Source organism: Achromobacter sp. Marseille-Q4954, from assembly GCF_943737025.1.
Lineage (GTDB): Bacteria > Pseudomonadota > Gammaproteobacteria > Burkholderiales > Burkholderiaceae_B > Achromobacter > Achromobacter bronchisepticus_A.
On sequence record NZ_CALSFQ010000001.1, the window covers coordinates 2,489,764 to 2,509,326 of the forward strand.

20 protein-coding genes and 1 riboswitch are annotated in these 19,563 nt (G+C 67.2%); of the genes, 11 read left to right on the forward strand and 9 right to left on the reverse strand.

What is annotated here, in order from left to right; all coding sequences use genetic code 11:
- Nucleotides 1-32 precede the first annotated feature (32 nt).
- The 3 genes from NGK62_RS11725 (at nucleotide 33) to NGK62_RS11735 (ending at nucleotide 3,279) form a co-directional block, all read left to right on the forward strand.
- On the forward strand, nucleotides 33-1,196 hold the full coding sequence (locus NGK62_RS11725) for an alpha-hydroxy acid oxidase (RefSeq protein ID WP_118932747.1): 1,164 nt from the start codon (nucleotides 33-35) through the stop codon (nucleotides 1,194-1,196).
- 105 nt (nucleotides 1,197-1,301) lie between these two features.
- A complete protein-coding gene (locus tag NGK62_RS11730; protein ID WP_059376429.1) occupies nucleotides 1,302-2,366 on the forward strand; it encodes an extracellular solute-binding protein in 1,065 nt (354 codons plus the stop codon).
- A 79-nt stretch (nucleotides 2,367-2,445) separates the two neighbouring features.
- On the forward strand, nucleotides 2,446-3,279 hold the full coding sequence (locus NGK62_RS11735) for an AraC family transcriptional regulator (protein WP_118932748.1): 834 nt from the start codon (nucleotides 2,446-2,448) through the stop codon (nucleotides 3,277-3,279).
- Between the two features lie 33 nt (nucleotides 3,280-3,312).
- Here the strand turns inward: NGK62_RS11735 and NGK62_RS11740 are convergent, their stop codons facing one another.
- From NGK62_RS11740 to NGK62_RS11760, 5 genes are all read right to left on the reverse strand, one after another.
- Nucleotides 3,313-4,593 (reverse strand): amidohydrolase family protein, encoded by a 1,281-nt coding sequence (locus NGK62_RS11740; RefSeq protein WP_059376437.1) that lies wholly within the window; start codon nucleotides 4,591-4,593, stop codon nucleotides 3,313-3,315.
- A 163-nt stretch (nucleotides 4,594-4,756) separates the two neighbouring features.
- The gene (locus tag NGK62_RS11745; protein WP_054455740.1) at nucleotides 4,757-5,707 is read right to left on the reverse strand and encodes an ABC transporter permease; all 951 of its coding nucleotides are present in this window, start codon (nucleotides 5,705-5,707) and stop codon (nucleotides 4,757-4,759) included.
- A 10-nt stretch (nucleotides 5,708-5,717) separates the two neighbouring features.
- Nucleotides 5,718-6,791 carry an ABC transporter permease gene (locus NGK62_RS11750; protein WP_251878401.1) on the reverse strand — a complete coding sequence of 358 codons (1,074 nt, stop codon included), beginning with the start codon at nucleotides 6,789-6,791 and terminating at the stop codon, nucleotides 5,718-5,720.
- Nucleotides 6,792-6,840: 49 nt separating this feature from the next.
- On the reverse strand, nucleotides 6,841-8,370 hold the full coding sequence (locus NGK62_RS11755) for an ABC transporter ATP-binding protein (RefSeq protein ID WP_118932750.1): 1,530 nt from the start codon (nucleotides 8,368-8,370) through the stop codon (nucleotides 6,841-6,843).
- Nucleotides 8,367-9,398: a BMP family protein gene (locus NGK62_RS11760; RefSeq protein WP_059376449.1), complete on the reverse strand. Its 1,032-nt coding sequence runs from the start codon at nucleotides 9,396-9,398 to the stop codon at nucleotides 8,367-8,369. The genes NGK62_RS11755 and NGK62_RS11760 overlap by 4 nt, the downstream gene beginning before the upstream one ends.
- Before the next feature lie 476 nt (nucleotides 9,399-9,874).
- Here NGK62_RS11760 and NGK62_RS11765 point away from each other — a divergent pair, with 476 nt between their 5' ends.
- From NGK62_RS11765 to NGK62_RS11790, 6 genes are all read left to right on the forward strand, one after another.
- Nucleotides 9,875-10,804, forward strand: a complete 930-nt coding sequence (locus NGK62_RS11765) for a DedA family protein/thiosulfate sulfurtransferase GlpE (protein WP_059376452.1) — start codon at nucleotides 9,875-9,877, stop codon at nucleotides 10,802-10,804.
- Between the two features lie 51 nt (nucleotides 10,805-10,855).
- Entirely contained in the window at nucleotides 10,856-11,782 is a 927-nt protein-coding gene (gene panE, locus NGK62_RS11770) for a 2-dehydropantoate 2-reductase (RefSeq protein WP_251878403.1), read from the forward strand.
- Nucleotides 11,783-12,047: 265 nt separating this feature from the next.
- Nucleotides 12,048-12,659 carry an NAD(P)-dependent oxidoreductase gene (locus NGK62_RS11775; RefSeq protein ID WP_251878406.1) on the forward strand — a complete coding sequence of 204 codons (612 nt, stop codon included), beginning with the start codon at nucleotides 12,048-12,050 and terminating at the stop codon, nucleotides 12,657-12,659.
- Nucleotides 12,660-12,794: 135 nt separating this feature from the next.
- Entirely contained in the window at nucleotides 12,795-13,253 is a 459-nt protein-coding gene (locus NGK62_RS11780; RefSeq protein WP_118932751.1) for a nuclear transport factor 2 family protein, read from the forward strand.
- A gap of 10 nt (nucleotides 13,254-13,263) precedes the next feature.
- A complete protein-coding gene (locus NGK62_RS11785) occupies nucleotides 13,264-13,833 on the forward strand; it encodes a flavin reductase family protein (RefSeq protein ID WP_054455727.1) in 570 nt (189 codons plus the stop codon).
- Between the two features lie 5 nt (nucleotides 13,834-13,838).
- A complete protein-coding gene (locus NGK62_RS11790) occupies nucleotides 13,839-14,348 on the forward strand; it encodes a nucleoside 2-deoxyribosyltransferase (RefSeq protein WP_251878408.1) in 510 nt (169 codons plus the stop codon).
- 21 nt (nucleotides 14,349-14,369) lie between these two features.
- Here NGK62_RS11790 and NGK62_RS11795 read toward each other — a convergent pair whose 3' ends face one another.
- Entirely contained in the window at nucleotides 14,370-15,029 is a 660-nt protein-coding gene (locus NGK62_RS11795; RefSeq protein ID WP_059376463.1) for a TetR/AcrR family transcriptional regulator, read from the reverse strand.
- A 149-nt stretch (nucleotides 15,030-15,178) separates the two neighbouring features.
- Between NGK62_RS11795 and NGK62_RS11800 the strand changes: the two genes are divergently transcribed.
- Complete coding sequence (locus tag NGK62_RS11800) at nucleotides 15,179-16,378, forward strand: arabinose transporter (protein WP_059376468.1); 1,200 nt, start codon at nucleotides 15,179-15,181, stop codon at nucleotides 16,376-16,378.
- A 39-nt stretch (nucleotides 16,379-16,417) separates the two neighbouring features.
- Here NGK62_RS11800 and ribB read toward each other — a convergent pair whose 3' ends face one another.
- Together ribB and NGK62_RS11810 are read right to left on the reverse strand one after the other, a co-directional pair.
- Entirely contained in the window at nucleotides 16,418-17,137 is a 720-nt protein-coding gene (gene ribB, locus NGK62_RS11805; RefSeq protein WP_088143601.1) for a 3,4-dihydroxy-2-butanone-4-phosphate synthase, read from the reverse strand.
- Between the two features lie 111 nt (nucleotides 17,138-17,248).
- Nucleotides 17,249-17,403: riboswitch (FMN riboswitch) on the reverse strand.
- A gap of 112 nt (nucleotides 17,404-17,515) precedes the next feature.
- The gene (locus NGK62_RS11810) at nucleotides 17,516-18,037 is read right to left on the reverse strand and encodes an SET domain-containing protein (RefSeq protein WP_118932755.1); all 522 of its coding nucleotides are present in this window, start codon (nucleotides 18,035-18,037) and stop codon (nucleotides 17,516-17,518) included.
- A gap of 104 nt (nucleotides 18,038-18,141) precedes the next feature.
- Between NGK62_RS11810 and NGK62_RS11815 the strand changes: the two genes are divergently transcribed.
- Nucleotides 18,142-19,062 (forward strand): bestrophin family protein, encoded by a 921-nt coding sequence (locus NGK62_RS11815; RefSeq protein WP_059376476.1) that lies wholly within the window; start codon nucleotides 18,142-18,144, stop codon nucleotides 19,060-19,062.
- A gap of 7 nt (nucleotides 19,063-19,069) precedes the next feature.
- On the opposite strand, the gene NGK62_RS11820 is transcribed toward NGK62_RS11815, so the two are convergent.
- Entirely contained in the window at nucleotides 19,070-19,540 is a 471-nt protein-coding gene (locus tag NGK62_RS11820; protein ID WP_013390823.1) for an Lrp/AsnC family transcriptional regulator, read from the reverse strand.
- Nucleotides 19,541-19,563 lie beyond the last annotated feature (23 nt).

The following is a 19,563-nucleotide window of genomic DNA, read 5'->3' on the forward strand; positions in this document are numbered from 1 at the left end:
AGCTGGCGCCCCAACACTCCATAGACCACTCCATGACCGCTAACCTTTCTACGATCACCTGCATCGAAGATCTGCGCGCCATCGCGCAGAAGCGCGTGCCGCGCATGTTCTACGACTACGCGGATTCCGGCGCCTGGACCGAAGGCACCTACCGCGCCAACGAAAGCGATTTTCAGAAGATCAAGCTGCGCCAGCGCGTGGCGGTCAATATGGAAGGCCGGTCGCTGCGCACCACCATGGTGGGCCACGACGTGATCATGCCGCTGGCGATCTCGCCCACGGGCCTGACCGGCATGCAGCACGCGGACGGCGAAATCCTGGCGGCCAAGGCAGCGGCGGACTTCGGCGTGCCCTTTACCCTGTCCACCATGAGCATCTGCTCGCTGGAAGATGTGGCCGCGGCCACCAAGAAGCCGTTCTGGTTCCAGCTCTACGTGATGCGCGACCGCGAGTTCGTCGCCAACCTGATCGACCGCGCCAAGGCCGCCGGCTGTTCGGCGCTGGTGCTGACGCTGGACCTGCAGATTTTGGGCCAGCGCCACAAGGACATCAAGAACGGCCTGTCCACCCCGCCCAAGCCCACCCTGCGCAATCTCATCAACCTGGCCACCAAGCCGCGCTGGTGCATGGGCATGCTGGGCACCAAGCGCCGCACCTTCGGCAACATCGTCGGCCACGCCAAGGGCGTGAGCGACCTGTCCTCGCTGGGGGCATGGACGGCCGAACAGTTCGACCCGAGCCTGAGCTGGAACGACGTCGAATGGATCAAGCAGCGCTGGGGCGGCAAGCTCATCATCAAGGGCATCCTGGATGTCGAGGACGCGCAATCGGCCGCCAATAGTGGCGCCGACGCGCTCATCGTCAGCAACCACGGCGGGCGCCAGCTGGACGGCGCCATGTCGTCCATCGCCGCCCTGCCCTCCATCGCCGACGCCGTGGGCTCGAAGATCGAAGTGTGGATGGACGGCGGCGTGCGTTCCGGCCAGGACATCCTGAAGGCCGTGGCGCTGGGCGCGCGCGGCGCCATGATCGGCCGCGCATTCCTGTACGGCCTGGGCGCCTATGGCCAGGCCGGCGTGACCCGCGTGCTGGAGATCCTGTACAAGGAAATGGATACGACGATGGCGCTGTGCGGCCGTCGCTCGATCGAGCCCGGCGACCGCAGCATCCTGCTGCCCGGAACCTACCCGAACTGAACGGTTCGGCAGCCCATGGGAAAAAGCCTGGATACGGTAGCGTGCCAGGCTTTTTTCGTTGGCGCGCCGATTCGGGAGGTCGCATGAGCCCATGCAGGAGCCAATATGACGCGTAACAAACAAAACGGGCGCCGCCGCGTGGGGGCGGTGCTCGGCGCGGCCCTGGCGGCGCTGTTGTCGGCCGGAGCCGCAGCGCAGCAGACCACACTGTACGTAGGCATGAACGGCGGCGACATGGCACGCGCGTTCTCGCAGTATGTGTTTCCGGATTTCGAGCGCGCCCACGACGTCAGGATCGTGGTGGTGCCGGGCATGTCGACCGAGGTGCTGGCGCGCGCTCAGGCCGACAAGGGCAAGCCGCGGCTGCACCTCATGTTCCTGGACGACGGCATCATGGCGCGCGCGATCTCCATGGGCTTGTGCACGCAGCTCAACGACGATCCGGTGCTGAAGGAGCTGTATCCCACCGCACTGAAGAAGGACCGCATGGCCGCGGGCATCGACATCGGCATGACGGGCCTGGGCTACAACACCAAGGTGTTCGCCGAGCGCGGCTGGGCGCCGCCGACGTCGTGGATGGACCTCGCCGATCCGAAGTACCGGGGCCAGGTCGTGGTGCAGTCGGCTTCCAGCAGCACCTTTGGCCTGCACGCATTCCTGATGATCAACCGCATCCTGGGCGGAGACGACCGGAACTACGGACCGGGCTTCGCGCACTGGCCGGCCGTGGTCGGTCCGAACGTGCGTGCATACCTGCCGGATTCGGCGCGCCTGGCCGATATGGTGCAGGCCGACGAGGCGGTGCTGTTTCCCTGGACGCCCACGGCCATCTCCCGCCTGAAGATGCGGGGCGTGCACGTGGAATACGCGCAGCCCAAGGAGGGTTCGATGATCCTGATGGTGGGTGAGTGCGTGGTCGCCGGCAATAGCGAGCCGGAGCTGTCGCAGAAGCTGGCGTTGTACCTGCTGTCCGAGCAGGCGCAGACGAAGGCGCTGGAGATGGGCGGACACTTCCCGTCCAACCGCAACGTGCTGGCGCCAGCGGGCCACGCGGACGCGTTGCAGCGCTTCCAGGGCTATATGTCGAACGCCAAGATACCGAACTGGGATCAGATCAACGAGACCCGGCCCGCATTCAACGCGCGCTGGAACCGGGAGATCGGGCGCTGACGGCCCCCTGCCCGCGGCCGGCCAAAAAGCGCAAAATCTGCAAAGGCCGGCCCGCTACATTGCTCTCCAAGGAGACCGCATGAAGCCCGCAACCCTGAACCTCTATGGCCAGCGCCTGGAACCCGTCCTGCGCTGGCTGGCAAGCCACCCCGACGCCGACCCGGACCTGTACCGGCTGGCCGAGCTGGCCTGCCTGTCGCCGTACCACTTCCATCGCGTCTACCGCGCCATGATGGGAGAGACGGTGAACGCCACCGTGCAGCGCATCCGCATGCACCGCGCGGCGGTGGCGCTGGGAAATTCCGAGGCTTCCTTGCGCGAGGTGGCGCAGCGCGCCGGCTATGAGTCGGACGCGGCGTTCAACCGGGCATTCGGCGCGACCTTCGGCATATCGCCGGGGCGTTACCGGGCTGTCCGCTCCCGTCCCTTCGACCCACAGGAGCTAGGCATGTATCCCATCAAGATCGAAACCTTTCCGGGCGCGACGCTGGCGGTCCTGCCGCATCGCGGCAGCTATCAGGAAATCGGCCCGCTGTTCACGCGCGCCTTCATGCTGGCCGTCAGCCGCGGCATTGCGCAGCCGGATTCCATCGGCTACGGCGTGTACCTGGACGACCCGGAGCAGGTACCGGCCAGCCAGCTGCGTTCCATGGCCGGCATGTCGGTGGCGCCGGATGCGGACCTGGGGGGCGAGCTGGAGCGCTTCGAGATTCCGGAAGGCCGTTGCGCCATCCTGACGTACACCGGGCCCTACAACGAGATGGACAAGGCCTACAACTGGATGTTCTCGCAATGGCTGCCGGCCAGCGGCGAGGTGCCGGCGGACTTTCCCATGTTCGAGCAGTATCTGAACGATCCGCGCACCACGCCGCCGGCGCAATTGCAGACGCGCATCTGCATGCCGCTGAAGTAAGGCGCGGCGGCGTGTGCGCCGCGCCAGACGTGCTCAGCGCGCCGGCGTCTGGAAGCTGACCTGGGCCGGACGGCCCGGCAGGTTCAGGGTGGCGGTGGCGGGCGGCGTGGTCGCCACCACCTGGCCCGCGCGCAGCACCATCAGGCGGGTGGCGCGCAGGCGCAGCGCTTCGACCGCGTCGCGCGCCTGCAGCAGCACCAGGTCGGCGCGCTTGCCGACCGCCAGGCCGGTTTCGTCCAGGCCCAGGATCTTGGCCGGCGTGGTGGTGACGGCTTCGAAACAGGCGCGCATGGCGTCCTGGCCCGTCATCTGGGCCACGTGCAGGCCCATGTGCGCCACTTCCAGCATGTCGCCCGAACCCAGGCTGTACCAGGGGTCCATCACGCAGTCATGGCCGAAAGCCACCGGCACGCCGGCGGCCAGTAGCTCGGGCACGCGCGTCATGCCGCGGCGCTTCGGATAGGTGTCGTGGCGGCCTTGCAGCGTGATGTTGATCAGCGGGTTGGCGATGGCGGACACGCCCGCTTCGCGCATCAGCGGAATCAGCTTGGAGACGTAGTAGTTATCCATGGAGTGCATGGACGTCAGGTGCGAACCCGTCACGCGGCCTTGCAGGCCCAGGCGCTGCGTGTGGTACGCCAGCGTCTCGATGTGGCGCGACAGCGGGTCGTCGCTTTCGTCGCAGTGCATGTCCACGCGCAGGCCGCGTTCGGCGGCCAGTTCGCACAGGATGCGCACCGATTCCGCGCCGTCCTGCATGGTGCGTTCGAAGTGCGGAATGCCGCCCACCACGTCCACGCCCATGTCCAGCGCGCGCTTGAGGTTGTCCAGGGCGCCGGGGGCGCGCAGCACGCCGTCCTGCGGGAAGGCCACCAGCTGCAGGTCCAGGTAGGGTTTGACCTTCTCGCGCACATGCAGCAGCGCTTCCGTGGCCAGGAGGCGCGGATCGCACACGTCCACATGCGAGCGAATCGCCAGCAGGCCGCGCGCCACGGCCCAGTCGCAATAGGCCAGCGCGCGTTCGACCAGCGCTTCCTGCGTCAGCAGCGGCTTGAGCTCGCCCCACAGCGCGATGCCTTCCAGCAGCGTGCCGGATTGGTTCACGCGCGGCAGTCCGAAGGACAGCGTGGAGTCCATATGGAAGTGCGCGTCGACGAAAGGCGGCGCCACCAGCTGGCCGGCCGCGTCCACGATCTGCGCGGCCTCGGCCTTCAGCGCCGGCTCCAAGGCCGCGATGCGGCCGCCGGCGATGCCGATGTCGATGTTCTGGCGGCCATCGGGCAGCGTGCAGTGTCTAAGAATCAGATCGAGCATGGAATTCCTTGCGGAAGGTTTCTGTTGTTCATGGTACTGCGGCCCCCGTTCTTCGCGTTGAGCTGGCGCATCCCATCCGGGGCGCACGGAGCCGGCTTTGCCGGTCCGTAGCGTCGCCCCCTTGAGGGGGAAGCGCGCAGCGCTTCGGGGGTGGGCCCCTCCGCTACCTCTCTCCTTTGCGGTAGGGCTTCATCAACGCCTGCGGGTAGGCGGCGCGACGCGCCATCACCACCAGGGCGAGGATGGACAGGACGTAGGGCAGCATCAGATAGACCTGGTACGGCAACTCCGGCAGGCCGGGCAGCGCTGCGCCGCCTTGCTGCATGCGCAATTGCAGCGCGTCGAAGAAGGCGAAGATCAGTGCGCCCAGCAGCGCCTTGCCGGGCCGCCACGACGCGAACACGACCAGCGCCACGCAGACCCAGCCGCGGCCGTTGACCATGTTGAAGAAGAAGGCATTGAACGCCGCCAGCGTCAGGAAGCTTCCTGCCACGCCCATCAGCGCGGAGCCGGCCACGATGGCGCCCATGCGCAGGCGCGTGACCGACAGGCCTTGCCCTTCGGCCGCGGCCGGGTTCTCGCCCACCATGCGGATCGCCAGGCCGACCGGCGTGCGGTTCAGCACCCAGGCCAGTATCGGCACCGCTGCCAGGGCCAGCAGGGTCATGGGCGTCTGCCCGGCCAGCACCGGGCCGATGAGCGGAATGCCGTCCAGGAACTTCATTTCTGCAAACGGCGTGATCGTGGGCGGCGTGTTCACGCTGGGGAACGTGACGCGGTAGGCGAAGTAGCTCAGGCTGGTGGCCAGCAGCGTCACGCCCAGGCCGGATACGTGCTGCGACAGGCCCAGCGGCACGGTCAGCACCGCGTGCAGCAGGCCGAACACCGCGCCCGCAAAAGCGGCCGCCAGCACGCCCACATACAGCGGCGCGCCCAGATACACCACCAGCCAGCCGGTGAAGGCGCCGGCGGCCATGATGCCTTCGATGCCCAGGTTCAGCACGCCCGCGCGCTCGCACAGCAGCACGCCCAGCGTGCCGAGTATCAGCGGCGTCGCCAGGCGCAGCACCGCCACCCAGAACGCCGACGAGCTCATCAGATCCATCCATTCCATGGCGCGCTCCTCAGGCCCGGTTGCAGCGCAGGCGGTACTGCGCAAATAGCGTCGCGACCAGCATGGCGAGCAACGAAGTGGCGACGATGACGTCGGCGATGTAGTTCGGCACCGCGATGGCGCGGCTCATGCTGTCCGCGCCCACCAGCATGCCAGCCACGAACAGGCTGGCCAGGATCACGCCCAGCGGATGCAGGCCGGCCAGCATGGCCACCACCACGCCGGTGTAGCCATAGCCCGGCGACATGTCGAGCGTGACGTAGCCGGTGCGGCCCGCCACTTCGATCGCGCCCGCCAGGCCGGCCAGCGCGCCTGACAGCATGGCGGTGCCCAGCATCACACGGTTCACCGGCAAGCCCAGGAAGCGCGAGGCGTGCGCGTTGGCGCCGACCGCGCGCATCTGGAAGCCGAATACGGTGTAGCGGTTCAGCAGCCACAGCCCCAGCGCCAGGCCGGCAGCCCACAAGAGGCCGGTATGGGCGCGGGTGCGCTCGATCAGCTTGCCGAGCTCCAGGTCGCCGTTGAGCGCCACGGACTGCGGCCAGCCCATGGCCATGGGGTCCTTCATGGGGCCGTCCAGCATCATCGACACGAACAGCAGCACGATGAAGTTGCCTAGCAGCGTGGTCACCACTTCATCCACGCCCAGCCGGGTCTTGAGGATGGCGGGGATCAACAGCAGCAAGGCGCCGGCCAGCGCCGCCGCCAGCATCATGCCGGCGAAGAGCGCAGGCACGGGCAGGTCGAAGCCGGTGCCGTCATGCAGGCCGCCGACTGCCACCGCGGCCAGAGCGCCCAGGTATAGCTGGCCCTCGGCGCCGATGTTGTAGAAGCGCGCGCGGAATGCCACCGCACAGGCCAGGCCGGTCAGCATCAACGGGGTCGCTCGGGTCAGGGTTTCGGACAGCGCGAAGCGCGAGCCGAATGCGCCTTCGAACAGCAACGCATAGGTGCGGCCTACGGGGGCGCCGGCCCAGGCCACCAGCAGGGTGCAGACCGCCAGCGTGAAGGCGATGGCCGCGAAGGGCGCCACGGCCAGCGCCAGGCGGCTGGGCTCCGGGCGGCGTTCCAGGATCAGTTTCATGCGAGTAATGCTCGGTAGGTAGTGGAGACGCGCGGGACGTGGCGGGCTTTCATCCCTGCGTGCCCGTCATGGCCAGGCCCACCGTGGCGGGCGTCCATTCGGACACCGGCTTCACGGCGATCAGCTTGCCGCCGCACAGCACGGCGATGCGGTCGGCCAGGGCGAAGATCTCTTCCAGGTCTTCGGACACCAGCAGCACGCCCGCGCCGCGCGTGCGCGCCGCCAGCAGCTGCTCACGCACATAGGCGACCGCGCCGATGTCCAGGCCCCAGGTGGGCTGGTCGGCCACGATGAAGCGCGGTTCGCGGGCCAGCGTGCGGCCCAGGATCAGCTTCTGCATATTGCCACCGGACAGGCTGCGGGTGCGCACGTCGAGCGATGCGGCGCGCACGTCGAACTGCTTGGCCAGGGCCTGCGCATAGGCTTTGCCCGCTCGCGCCCGGACCAGGCCCCAGCGCGCGAAGCGCGGGTCCTTCAGGTCTTCGACGATGGCGTTTTCCCACAAGGGACTGTCGCCGATCACGCCTTCGCCGTGGCGATCTTCGGGGATGCGGCCGACGTGGGCCGCGGTCCAGCCGGCCGGCGTGGTGGGCGCCGCCGCATGCTCGGGACCCAGGCGGATGGTGCCGTCGCTGGGCTGGCGCAAACCGGTCAGCACCGACACCAGCGCCTGCTGGCCGTTGCCGGCCACGCCCGCGATCGCCACGATTTCGTGCTTGTGGACAACCAGGTCCAGGCTGTCCAGGCGCGTCGCGCCGTCACGGCCGTCGCGCACCGTCACTTGCGACAAGGTCACCACGGGCGCGGCCTGCTCGGCCGCAGCCACGGCTTCGGCGTGCGGCATGACGACCTTGCGGCCCACCATCAGCTCGGCCAATTCGGCCGGACTGGTGCTGGCGGTTTCGCGCTCGGCCACCAGCTTGCCCTGGCGTAGCACCGCCACGCGGCCCGACACCGCCATGACTTCGTCGAGCTTGTGCGAGATGAAGATCACCGCGAGGCCTTCGTCGACAAAGCCGCGCAAGGTGGCAAAGAGGTCCTGCACTTCCTGCGGCGTGAGCACGGCGGTGGGCTCGTCCAGGATCAGGACGCGCGCGCCGCGATACAGCGCCTTCAAGATCTCGACCCGCTGCTTCTCGCCGACCGACAGCGTGCCGACGCGCGCGTCCGGATCCACGCCCAGGCCGAAGCGCTGGCCGAGTTCGACCAGGCGCTGGCGGGCCTTGCCGCGGCCGGACGCCAGCTTCCACAGCGATTCCGTGCCGACCATGATGTTGTCCAGCACGGTCAGGTTGTCGGCCAGCGTGAAGTGCTGATGCACCATGCCGACCCCGGCCGCCAATGCGGCGTCGGGCCGGCCGGCGGGCAAGGCCTGGCCGAAGACTTCGATGTTGCCGGCGTCGGCCACGTAATGGCCGAACAGGATCGACACCAAGGTCGATTTGCCGGCGCCGTTCTCGCCCAGCAAGGCCAACACTTCGCCCTGGCGCAGCGTGAGCGATATGTCGTCGTTGGCCGTGAGGCTGCCAAAGCGTTTGGTGATCCCCGACAGTTGCAGGGCGAGAGGCGCGTGGTTCATCGTGCCGAGGACTTGGGTTCTTTGTCGTTGACCTTGACGCTGAAGCTGCCGTCCAGGATGGCCTTCTGCTTGGCCTGGACCTTGGCCATCAGGTCGGCGGGAATCTTGCTTTCGAAGGTGCCCAGCGGCGCCAGCGACGAGCCCTTGTGCTTCATCAGCGAATACTGGCCGTAGTCATCGGCCTTGAACGTGCCGGCGCGCACCTGCTTGAGCGCTTCGTCGATGGTGGGTTCCATGCTCCACAGCGCCGAGGCGACCACGGTCTCCGGATACTGCTGCTGCGTGTCGATCACGTTGCCGATGGCCAGCTTGCCGCGCTCCTTGGCGGCGTCCGATACGCCGAAGCGCTCGGCATAGAGCACGTCCGCGCCCTTGTCGATCATGGCGAAGGCGGCTTCCTTGGCCTTCGGGGGATCGAACCAGGAGCCGATGAAGGTCACGGTGAATTCGGTCTGCGGGTTCACTTCCTTGGCGCCTTCGATGAAGGCGTGCATCAGGCGGTTCACTTCAGGAATGGGGTAGCCGCCCACCAGGCCGATCTTGCCCGTCTTGCTCATGCCGCCGGCAATCATGCCGGTCAGGTAGGCGGGTTCCTGGATGTAGTTGTCGAACACCGAGAAGTTGGGTTGCTGCGGCTTGCCCGAAGAACCCATCAGGAAAGCGGTCTGCGGATAGTCCTTGGCCACCTTGCGGGCGGCGGCTTCCACCGCGAAGGCCTCGCCCACCACCAGCTTGTTGCCTTGTTCCGCGTACTGACGCATCACGCGCTCGTAATCGGCGTTGGTGACGTTTTCCGAGAACGTGTATTCGATCTCGCCGCGATCGCGGGCCGCGACCAGCGCCTTGTGGATGCGCGACACCCATTGCTGTTCGACCGGCACCGTGTAGATGGCGGCGACCTTGGTCTTGGCGGGCGCCTGGGCCTGGGCGGCGCCCGAGAACAGCAGCGCGCCGGCGGCGGCGGCGGCCAGCTTGAGCAGGCCGCGGCGGGCGATGCCGGCGACGGACGGGGTGGAAAAGGCTTTCATGCGGGTGACTCCTGCGAAGGGAGGGAAAGGGATGGGGATTGGTGGCGATGCGCGCTGGGCACCGATCCGCGCGCTGCTGGAGCGCGCGCGCGGCCGCGGCCCGGTTCCATATGGCGGCCGCCGGCAGACGTGCCGGGACTAGCGTACGGAAACGAGGGCGTGGGATCGGTCATCGGATGGGGAGCGCCAGGCGACGCGTCCCATCCGAATGGTCGGGTTCGCTGCCAGCCCTGGCGAAGCAAGTTGTATGCCATGGGGCATTCCCGCGACAAGTCGGGGAAACCTGATGGCCGGGCAGGATTATAGGCACCCTGGCGGGGATTGGTGGCACCAGGACGGTGCGCGGCGTTTCAAGGGGTGGACAGAGCGGCCGTATGGAACGGGCCGTTGCGGCCGCCGATGCGCCGATCCCCGGTCTGCGCGCCTAAAATCGCAGGCATGAGCCGCGCGCGTGGCGCGGCAAGCTGGAAGACCCCATGCAAGATATACAACTGCTGCTGGAACAGTACGGCGGGTGGCTGGTGTTTGCCAACGTGCTGGTCGAGCAGGCCGGCTTGCCGGTACCCGCCTATCCCATGCTGATCGCTGCCGGCGCGCTGGCCGGCGCGGGCGGGTGGCTCGTGCCCTGGATGGCGGCTACGGTCGCCTGCCTGCTGGCCGACAGCCTTTGGTATGCCGCTGGCCAGCGCTACGGCTCGCGTCTTCTGGGCGTGATCTGCAAGATGTCGCTGTCGCAGGATTCCTGCATCCGGCAGACGCAGCGCCTGTACCTGCGCATAGGCGTGCGCGCGTTGCTGGTGTGCAAGTTCCTGCCGGGCGCGGGGGCGCTGTCCACCGTTATGGCGGGATTGACGGGCACGCCCTACCGGCGTTTCCTGGGCTACGACATCGTGGGCTCGCTGATCTGGTCGGGTTCGGCCCTGCTGTTGGGCGGCCTGTTCCACAACGTGATCAACGACGTGCTGGAGATCCTGGGCACCTACGGCGCCATGGGGCTGGGCGTGCTGGCGGCGGTGCTGGCGTTGTACATCCTGGCGCGTTTCCTGCGGCGCCGGATCCTGCTGCGCAGCCTGCGCGTGATTCCGCGGCTGTCGGTGGATGAACTGATGCAGTGGCGCCAGGACGGCCGCAACGCGCTGGTGTTCGACGTGCGCCCCGAAGCGCTGCGCGAAGAGCAGCGCATCCCCGGCGCCATCGCCGTGGACCTGAAAGCGCCCTTGCCTCGGCTGGACGCCCAGGCGCTGGAGTCCGACATCGTGGTGTACTGCGCTTGCCCCAACGAGGTGTCGGCGGCATTGCTGGCGTCGCGGCTGCGCGCTGCCGGTTATCCCAAGACCTGGGCGCTGCGCGGCGGATATCAAGCCTGGCAGGAGCACGAGCACCCGCTCCCCCCGCAAGGCGCATAATGCCGCCATGAGCCCGCGCAGACGGCGGGCAGCCTACAAGGAGAGACAGGCATGCGGATGTTGTTCTTGGGCGCCGGCGGCACCGGCGGATACTTCGGCGGACGGGCGGCTCAGGCGGGCGCGGACGTGACCTTCCTGGTGCGCGAGCCGCGCGCCGCGCGGATCCGCGAACAGGGCCTGCGCATCAAGAGCCCGTTGGGCGACGCCACGCTGCAGCCGCAGCTGGTCACGCAACAGACGCTGCAAGGCAGCTACGACGTGGTGGTGCTGAGCTGCAAGGCCTATGACCTGGCCAGCGCCATCGAGGCCATCCGCCCCGCGGTCGGACCCGATACCGCCGTGCTGCCCATCATGAACGGCGTGCTGCAGTACGACGTGCTGGACCGCGAGTTCGAGCCGCACCGGGTGCTGGGCGGACTGTGCCAGATCAACGCCACCCTGGGTCCCGAGGGCGAAGTGGTGCATCTGGGCAAGTACGCCAACATCGTCTTCGGCGAGCGCGCCGGCCCCGCCCGCAGCCAACGCTGCGTCGCGCTGGAACAGGCCCTGGCCGGCGGCGAATACGTCAGCCGCCTGAGTGCCGACATCTACCAGGACATCTGGGAGAAATACGTGTTCCTGACCACGATGGCCGCCGCCACCTGCCTGATGCGCGGCACGATCGGGCAGATTGCCTCTTCTGATGACGGCATCGACATCATGACCGGGCTGCTGCAGGAATCGCAAGCCGTTGCCGCCGCCTCGGGCCATGCGGTGCGGCCTGAGGCCGACGCCTCGGCGCGCAAGGTGATCGGGGACCGCACCCAGCCCGTGACCGCGTCGATGTTCCGCGACCTGAGCCAGGGCCTGCCGGTCGAGGCCGATCATATCGTCGGCGACATGGTGCGGCGCGCCCGCACCCTGGGCGTGGACGCGACCTACCTGCGCACGGCTTACGCGCATCTGCAGGTCTATCAGGCGCAGCGCGCCGCGGCCTGATCGCTGCGCTTCCCGGCGGCCCCCTGTTCAAGCGGGGCCGTCGGGAGCACACTGGTCTGACGGCGGCGAAAACGCCGGCAGGGCTGCCTCTTCGGTCCGTTGCGGGCGGGTTTGCCAAGTATTGGTGCATAAATTGCAAAAAACTCATCCGGTTTTACGGGTTTTTCGATCGGATTTGTACGAATAGTATGGCTTTGCCTGAGCCAAAACGTGTTGCGCCGCAAGTCGCGGCGGCCCTGGCTCCCCCTACCCAAGGAGCAAGACCATGAAAGTTGCATTGATCGGAATCACTGGCCGCGTGGGTTCGCGCGTGGCGGACGAATTGCTCAAGCGCGGCCACCAGGTCACGGGCATCGCCCGCAACCTGTCCGACGTGAATCCGCAGCTCGGCCTGACCATCAAGCAGGGCGACGCCACCGATCCCGAAGCGCTGACCTCGTTGCTGAAGGGCCACGACGCCGTGATCAGCGCGTCGCGCTTCGTGTCGTCGGACGCCAAGCCGCTCCTGAGCGCCGTCAAGGACGCGGGCGTGCCGCGCCTGCTGGTGGTCGGCGGCGCGGGCAGCCTGCTGGTCGCCCCCGGCAAGATGCTGATCGACACCGCCGAATTCCCCGACGCCTACAAGCCCGAAGCGCGCGCCGGCGTGGTGTTCCTGGACACGTTGCGCCATGAAAAAGTGCTGAACTGGACCTTCCTGTCGCCTTCGGCGCTGTTCGAGCCGGGCGAGCGCACCGGCACGTTCCGTTTGGGCGACGACACCCTGCTGGCCGACGACGAAGGCAAGAGCTGGATTTCGATGGAAGACTATGCCATTGCGCTGGTCGATGAACTCGAGACGCCCAAGCATTCGCGCCGCCGCTACACCGTCGGCTACTGAGTCCGGCCGTCGGCGGGACCACGAAGGGCCTCGGCAAGAGGCCCTTTTCATTGGGGGCCAAGGCCCGGGATCCATGTTTTTGTTTGTAAACTGGCGCACCGCCAGCCGGCGTTCCGATACCTGAGTTTGCCCCGTATGCGTATGAAGTTGAAATCGTTGGCCGTTTGCTTGCTGGTCGCCGCAACCTGTGTGGCTGCCGCGCCGGCAAGCGCGGCAGCGCCTCAGTCCAACAAGGACCTTGTGGTGGCGTTCTTCCGCATGATGTTCCAGGACCGCGATGTCGACGAGGCGGTGCGCCTGTACGTCAGCCCGAACTACGTCCAGCACAACCCCTATATGCAGGACGGCGTCGGTCCCCTGGTGGATTTCTTTCCCGCCTATTTCGAGCAGCATCCGCAGTCCATCGTCGAGATCAAGCGCGTGATCGCCGAGGGCGACCTGGTGCTTATCCACAACCTGTGGCGCGATTCGCCGGAAGACCGCGGCCAGGCCGTGATGGATATCTTCCGTGTGGAAGACGGCAAGATCGTGGAACACTGGGACGTTAGCCAGGAAATCCCCGAGAACCCCGCCAACAAGAACGGCATGTTCTAGGAAGCGCCGCATGTCCAGCATCGAACCCGTAGACCTGTCCCGCGCCTATCTGCTGCTGAACCACGGCCCCACGGTGCTGGTGACCAGCGCTCATGGCGATGCGCGCAACGTCATGGCGGCCGCCTGGGCCATGCCCCTGGATTTCAGTCCGCCCAAGATGCTGGTGGTGGTGGACAAGAACACCTACACGCGCGGATTGATCGAAGCTTCGGGCGAGTTCGCGCTGTGCATCCCGTCGCGTGCGCAGGCGCGCGCCACGCTGCGGGTGGGCACCGATTCCGGGCGCGACGAGGACAAGTTCCAGGCCAGCGGCCTGACGACGTTCCCCGCCAGCAAGATCGGCGCGCCGCTCATCAGCGGTTGCCTGGGCTGGCTGGAATGCCGCGTCGTGCCCGAGCCCCACAATCAGCAGGCCTACGATCTCTTCATCGGCGAAGTCGTGGCCGCGTGGGCCGCGCCGGAAGTGTTTTCCGGCAACCGCTGGCATTTCCCTGACGACGAGCGCCGTTCGGTGCATTACGTGGCCGGCGGCTCCTTCTTCGCCACTGGCGAAGCCTTCAACGTTTCCGATCCGGAGTAACCAACATGCGCAGCGTATATCTGGCGGGTTTCGACGTGTTCCTGCCCGATGCGGCGGCGCACGGAAAACGCTTGAAGGCGCTCTGCGCCACCTATGGGTTCGACGGCCTGTTCCCGCTGGACAACGAGGCGCCGCAGGATCTATCGGGTCCGTCGCTGGCGCAATGGATCTACCGCGAGAACGTCGCGCTGATACGGCGCGCCGACATGGTGATGGCCAACCTGAATCCGTTCCGCGGCGCCGAACCCGATTCCGGCACGGCCTTCGAAGTCGGCTACGCCATCGCCTGCGGCAAGCCGGTATGGGGCTATACCGGCCAGGCCGGTTCGCTGATCGATCAGGTGGCGGTGGGCGCGGCGGCAGACGACGGCGCATCGCGCATGGTCGATGCGCACGGCTACACCGTGGAAGACTTTGGCCTGAACCTGAATCTGATGCTGGCGTGCAGCGCCCGCATCGTCACGGGCAGCGCGGCCGACTGCCTGGCGCAGATGGCCCGCGAACCGGGGCGCTGACGGCCCCGAACCATTGCGCGGCTAGCGGCGCGCAGTCTTCGCCGTCTTGCGCGGCGCGGGACGCGCGGCCGGCTCGCCCAGATACCCCATCACCGCGTCGACCACCGCCTGTTCCAGCTGCCGCGTCGAGAATCCCGCGGGCGGCTCCAGCGCTGCGGCATGCACCAGCGACTCCATGATGCGCAACACCACATAGGTCGCCAGATCCCGGTCCTGCTGCGCGATTTCGGCACGATGCAGTTCCAGCAGATGACGCATGCGCCTGTGGATATCCTGATCCGCGCGGCTGTGCTCGTGCGGCTGGTCGAACAGCGGAAACTCCCTTTCCAGCACGCGGTGCAGCGCGGGCTCCAGCATGTGGGCGTGCAGCATCGCTTCGACAATGGCCGCGACGCGTTCGCGCAGCGTGGCCGCGGGATTGCTGTCCAGGACCGCGTCTATCACGTCCAGCATCTGGTTGTCGTGGCGGTTATGCAGCGCCGCGATCAGGGCGTTCTTGTTGGGGAAGTACTGATACAGCGAACCGACGCTGACGCCGGCCGTCTCCGCGATCAGATTGGTATTGGTGCCAGCATAGCCATGGGTCGCCAGAACGCGAGCCGTGGCTTGCAAAATTGTCTCTACGGTGTGCTGGGATCTGAGCTGACGCGGCGATTTCCGGGGCTGTGGGATGGCAGTCATGGGTACTGTGAAAGGCGAGTATCGAATATGAGCAACGGCTCATAAAATTTCCAGCAGGCAATCCGGTTCATCGCCCGCACACGGCGATTATGCCATCGGCGGTTTTCAAACTGGTTCCGGATTGCGCATCTCTCACTTAAGGAAATTCAATGTCGCATTCATCGACGGCCGGGGCCATGCCCGCGGCCCAGGGGCCCGTGCGCTCCGTTTTCGCGCAAGTGCTGCCGCTGGCGCTGGCGGTATTCGTCGGGTTCTTCATGATCGGCCTGCCCATGCCGGTGCTGCCTCTGTATGTAGACGGCACGCTGGCGTTGGGCGCGCTGGTGGTTGGCGTGGTGGCCGGCCTGCAGTTCGCCGCCGCCTTGCTGTCGCGCGCCTACGCGGGCTCGCTCGCTGACCGCCGCGGCGCCAAGCGCGCGGTGGTGGGCGGTTTTGTGCTGGGCTCCATCGCGGGCCTGTTCTATCTGTTGGCCGACGACCTGTCGGCGCGGCCGCAGGCGGCACTGGCCGCGCTGCTGGCCGGACGCGCGCTCATGGGCTGCGCCGAAAGTCTTATCGTCACTGGCGCGCTGAGCTGGGGCGTGGGCCGCGTGGGGCCGCAGAACGCGGGCCGCGTGATGGCCTGGGTCGGCGTGGCGATCTACGCCGCCTATGCGCTGGGCGCGCCCGCCGGCATGCGGCTCTACGGCGTCACGGGCTTTGCGGGCATTGCCTGGGCCACGGCGCTGATTCCGCTGGCGGCCCTGGCGCTGGTGCTGCCGCTGCGCGGGGTACGCGCGGCGGGGGGCGTGCGCACGCCTTTCTACAAAGTGCTGGGTCTGGTGCTGCTGCCCGGCGCGGGCCTGGCCCTGGCCAGCGTTGGTTTCGGCGTGATCACCGCGTTCGTGAGCCTGCTGTTTTCGCAGCGCGGTTGGGACGGCGCGGCGTGGATGTTCACCGCGTTCGGCGCGGGCTTCATTCTGGCGCGCGTGTTCTTTGCCGGCTTGCCGGACAAGCTGGGCGGCGCGCGCGTGGCGCTCGTCTGCGTGCTGATTGAAGCGGCGGGGCAGTGGCTGATCTGGACTGGAACCACGCCGGCATGGGCCTTTGCCGGTGCGCTGCTGACGGGCGCGGGCTACTCGCTGGCGTTTCCCGCCTTCGGCGTCGAGGCCGTGCGCCGCGTACCCGCGGCCAGCCGGGGCGCGGCCATGGGCGCGTATGTGGCCTTCCTGGACGTGGCTCTGGGTCTGAGCAGCCCGGCTGCCGGCTGGTTGGCCGGCGAGCAAGGTTATGGCGCGGTGTATGCGATGGGCGGCGCGTGCGCGCTGGCGGCGATGGTCGTGGCCATGGCGCTCAGGACGCGGAGGTAAAAAATGGCGGCGCCAGCTTCGGCGCCGCCTGCACAAAGATCAGACCGTCGCGGCCATCTCCAGCACTTCGTCGTCGATCGCTTCGGCCTGGCCGTCCTTCAGTTGTTGCAGATGGTCTGCCAGTTCGGCGATGGTCAGCGCCACCAGTCCGTGCTGCGCGGCATAGCGCTCAAGCGCGGCGCCGCGCATCATCGTGCCGTCGGCATTCATCAGTTCGCACAGTACGCCGGCCGGACGCAGGCCGGCCAGCACGGCCAGGTCCACCGAGCCTTCGGTGTGGCCGCGGCGGGTCAGCACGCCGCCCGGCTGGGCGCGCAGCGGGAACACATGGCCCGGGCTGACGATGTCTTCGCTCTGCGCCGACGGCGAGATGGCGGCGCGGATGGTGGTGACGCGATCCACGGCCGATACGCCGGTGCTGACCCCTTCGCGCGCTTCGATGGAAACGGTGAAGGCGGTGGCAAAGCGGCTCTGGTTGCGCTGGACCATGGGCGGCAGTTCCAGCCGGTCCAGGGTTTCGCCGGGCAGGCACAGGCAAACGATGCCGCTGCCGTCGCGGATCAGCTGCGCCATGACCGGCACGGTCAGCTTGTCGGCGGCCACGATCAGGTCGGCCTCGTTCTCGCGGTCGAAGTCGTCCATGAGAATGACGGGTCGGCCCAGGCGCAGATGATGCAGGGCGCGCTGCAGGCGAGCGGCGAAAGGCTGAGAAGCCAGGCTGGGGATGGGGGACTGCGGGGTAAGGGTAACGTTGGACATTTGAAACGCTCTCGCAAGTTGAAAGGGGCGAAAAACGTTTCAGGGCTACTCGACAGCCGAACGCAATACGGCAGTCCGGGCGCAGGTGCGCCCGGTGCTACCGTTGTGCCGGCACATCTTCTCTCATCCGGACTATGACCGTCGGCCCTGGCATCTCACCAGATCTGCTGACCCCGGTGTCCACAAAGGACGCCGGGCGCTCGCGGGCTCGCCACATTGCATGGCATACCGCCGGTGGGGAATTGCACCCCGCCCTGAAGACGTACTGCATGTCGTGTTAACGACCTGACGGATTGTACGCCTGTCCGGAGCGGGGCCTGGAATACGCTTGCCGCGTCTGGGGTCTTCGGCGTGAGCGGGGTCGGACCCCGCCGATGCTCAGGCGACGGTTTCGGCGGCCTCGGGCGCGTCCGCTTTCTTTTTCTTCTTGGCCGGCAGCGCCAGCATGGTGCCGCGGCACGGCGGCGTGCCACAGAGGCAGCGGTAGCCTTCCTTCAGCTTCTTGGTGATGCGGCCGTCCAGCACCAGGCCGTAGTCGTACGAGAGTTCGGTGCCGCGCGGGATGTCCTGCAGCGCGACGATGTAGACGCGCTTGCCGTGCTTGCCTTCCTGGGCCTCGCAGTTGGGCTGGCAGGAATGGTTGATCCAGCGCGCGTCGTTGCCCTGGTCGCCGCCGTCGATCACGCGGCCGGAGCTGAGCGCGAAGAAAAAGGTGTGGAAGGGATCGTCCGGATTGGTCGGATGACGGCGGTCGGCTTCCTTGGCGCTGATGCGCTCGCCGCCGTACTCGATGATGCGCGTGCCCGCGGGAATTTTGCGCGCGGCGAAGACGCCGTTGCCGTGCAGCTTGGAGCGGCGGACGACATGCCAGGGCTTGATCGGGGTGTCTTCGGTGGTCATTGCTCGGTGGAAGTGGCGGTGAGACGAAACAGAATTATATCGGCGCGTTTTTGACAGCTCGACAGGCGTATAGTGTGCGCCGCCTCGTTCCTTCGGTTAGCACCATGATTGTCCGTCCGCGTCCTTCCGCGCTGGCTTTGTTCTTTGTCTTGCGCGGGTCCATCATCCCGCGGATCCTCAGCCGCATCCTCGTCATCACGGCGCTGTCCTGCTTCGTGGTGTGGATGTACCACCAGGAATGGTTTTCGCCCGCGCATCTGTCGGCGGTGCCGTTTTCGTTGTTCGGACTGGCCCTGTCCGTGTTCATGGGCTTTCGCAACAACGTCTGCTACGACCGCTGGTGGGAAGCGCGCAAGCAATGGGGCGAGCTGATCGTGCAGGCGCGCAGCCTGGCGCGCGAAAGCGCGGTGCTGCTGGCGGCCAGCACCGCCAACCCGGTGCAGGAACGCATCGTGCGCCGTTGCATCGGCTTCGGCTACGCGCTGGCGGCGCGGCTGCGGCAGGAAGACATGGCCAGCGCCGCGCGCCCCTGGGTGCAGCAGGACGAGGCCGAGACCCTCAACGGCTGCCGCAACGTGCCCGACGCCCTGCTCATGGCCATCAACCGCGACCTGGCGGCCTGTTTGCGGCGCGGCGAGCTGAGCGACATTCTGTACCAGGCCCTGACCCAGCGCGTGGCTGCCTGCGCCGCCATCCAGGCGGCCTGCGAGCGCATCAAGTTCACGCCGTCGCCCTTCGCCTATTCGCTGCTGCTGCATCGCACGGCCTGGTTGTTCTGCCTGCTGCTGCCTTTCGGCCTGGTGGGGACGCTGGAATACATGATGCCGGCGGCCGTCACCATCGTGGCCTATACCTTCTTCGGCCTGGACGCGGTGGGCGACGAACTGGAAGATCCCTTCGGCTCCGACGAAAACGACCTGCCGCTGTCGGCGCTGGCCCGGGTGATCGAGATCGACCTCTTGGAAGGACTGGGCGTGCGGCCCCTGCCCGAGCCCGCCGTGCCGGTGGACTTCGTGCTGCGCTAACGCGCGCCTATTCCGCCAATCCGGTCAGCGGCAGCTTGGTTTCCTTCAACCGGCGCAGCACGAAGCAGGATTTGCTGTGCCGGATGCCCGGGATGCGGTAGAGCTGTTCGCGCAGCAGCCGCTCGTAGTCGCGGGTGTCGCGCACCGCGATGCGGATGTAATAGTCGTAGTCGCCCGAGACCAGGAAGGCCTCCAGCACCTCGGGGATCTGCGCCAGCGCCCGGCCGAACTCGTACAGCGTTTCCTCGCTGTGGCTTTCCAGGGTGACGTGCACGATCACCGTGTCCATGAAACCCAGGCTGGCCGGATCGATGTCGACGGTATAGCCGCGGATCACGCCGGCGCTTTCCATGCGTTTGATGCGGTTCCAGCACGGTGTGGACGACAGGCCCACGGCCGCGCCGATGTCGTTCAGGCTGGCGCGCGCGTTGTCCTGCAGCACCTTGAGTATGGCGAGATCAAACTTGTCCAGGTTCATTTTCTTTGATTCCTTAAAATCAA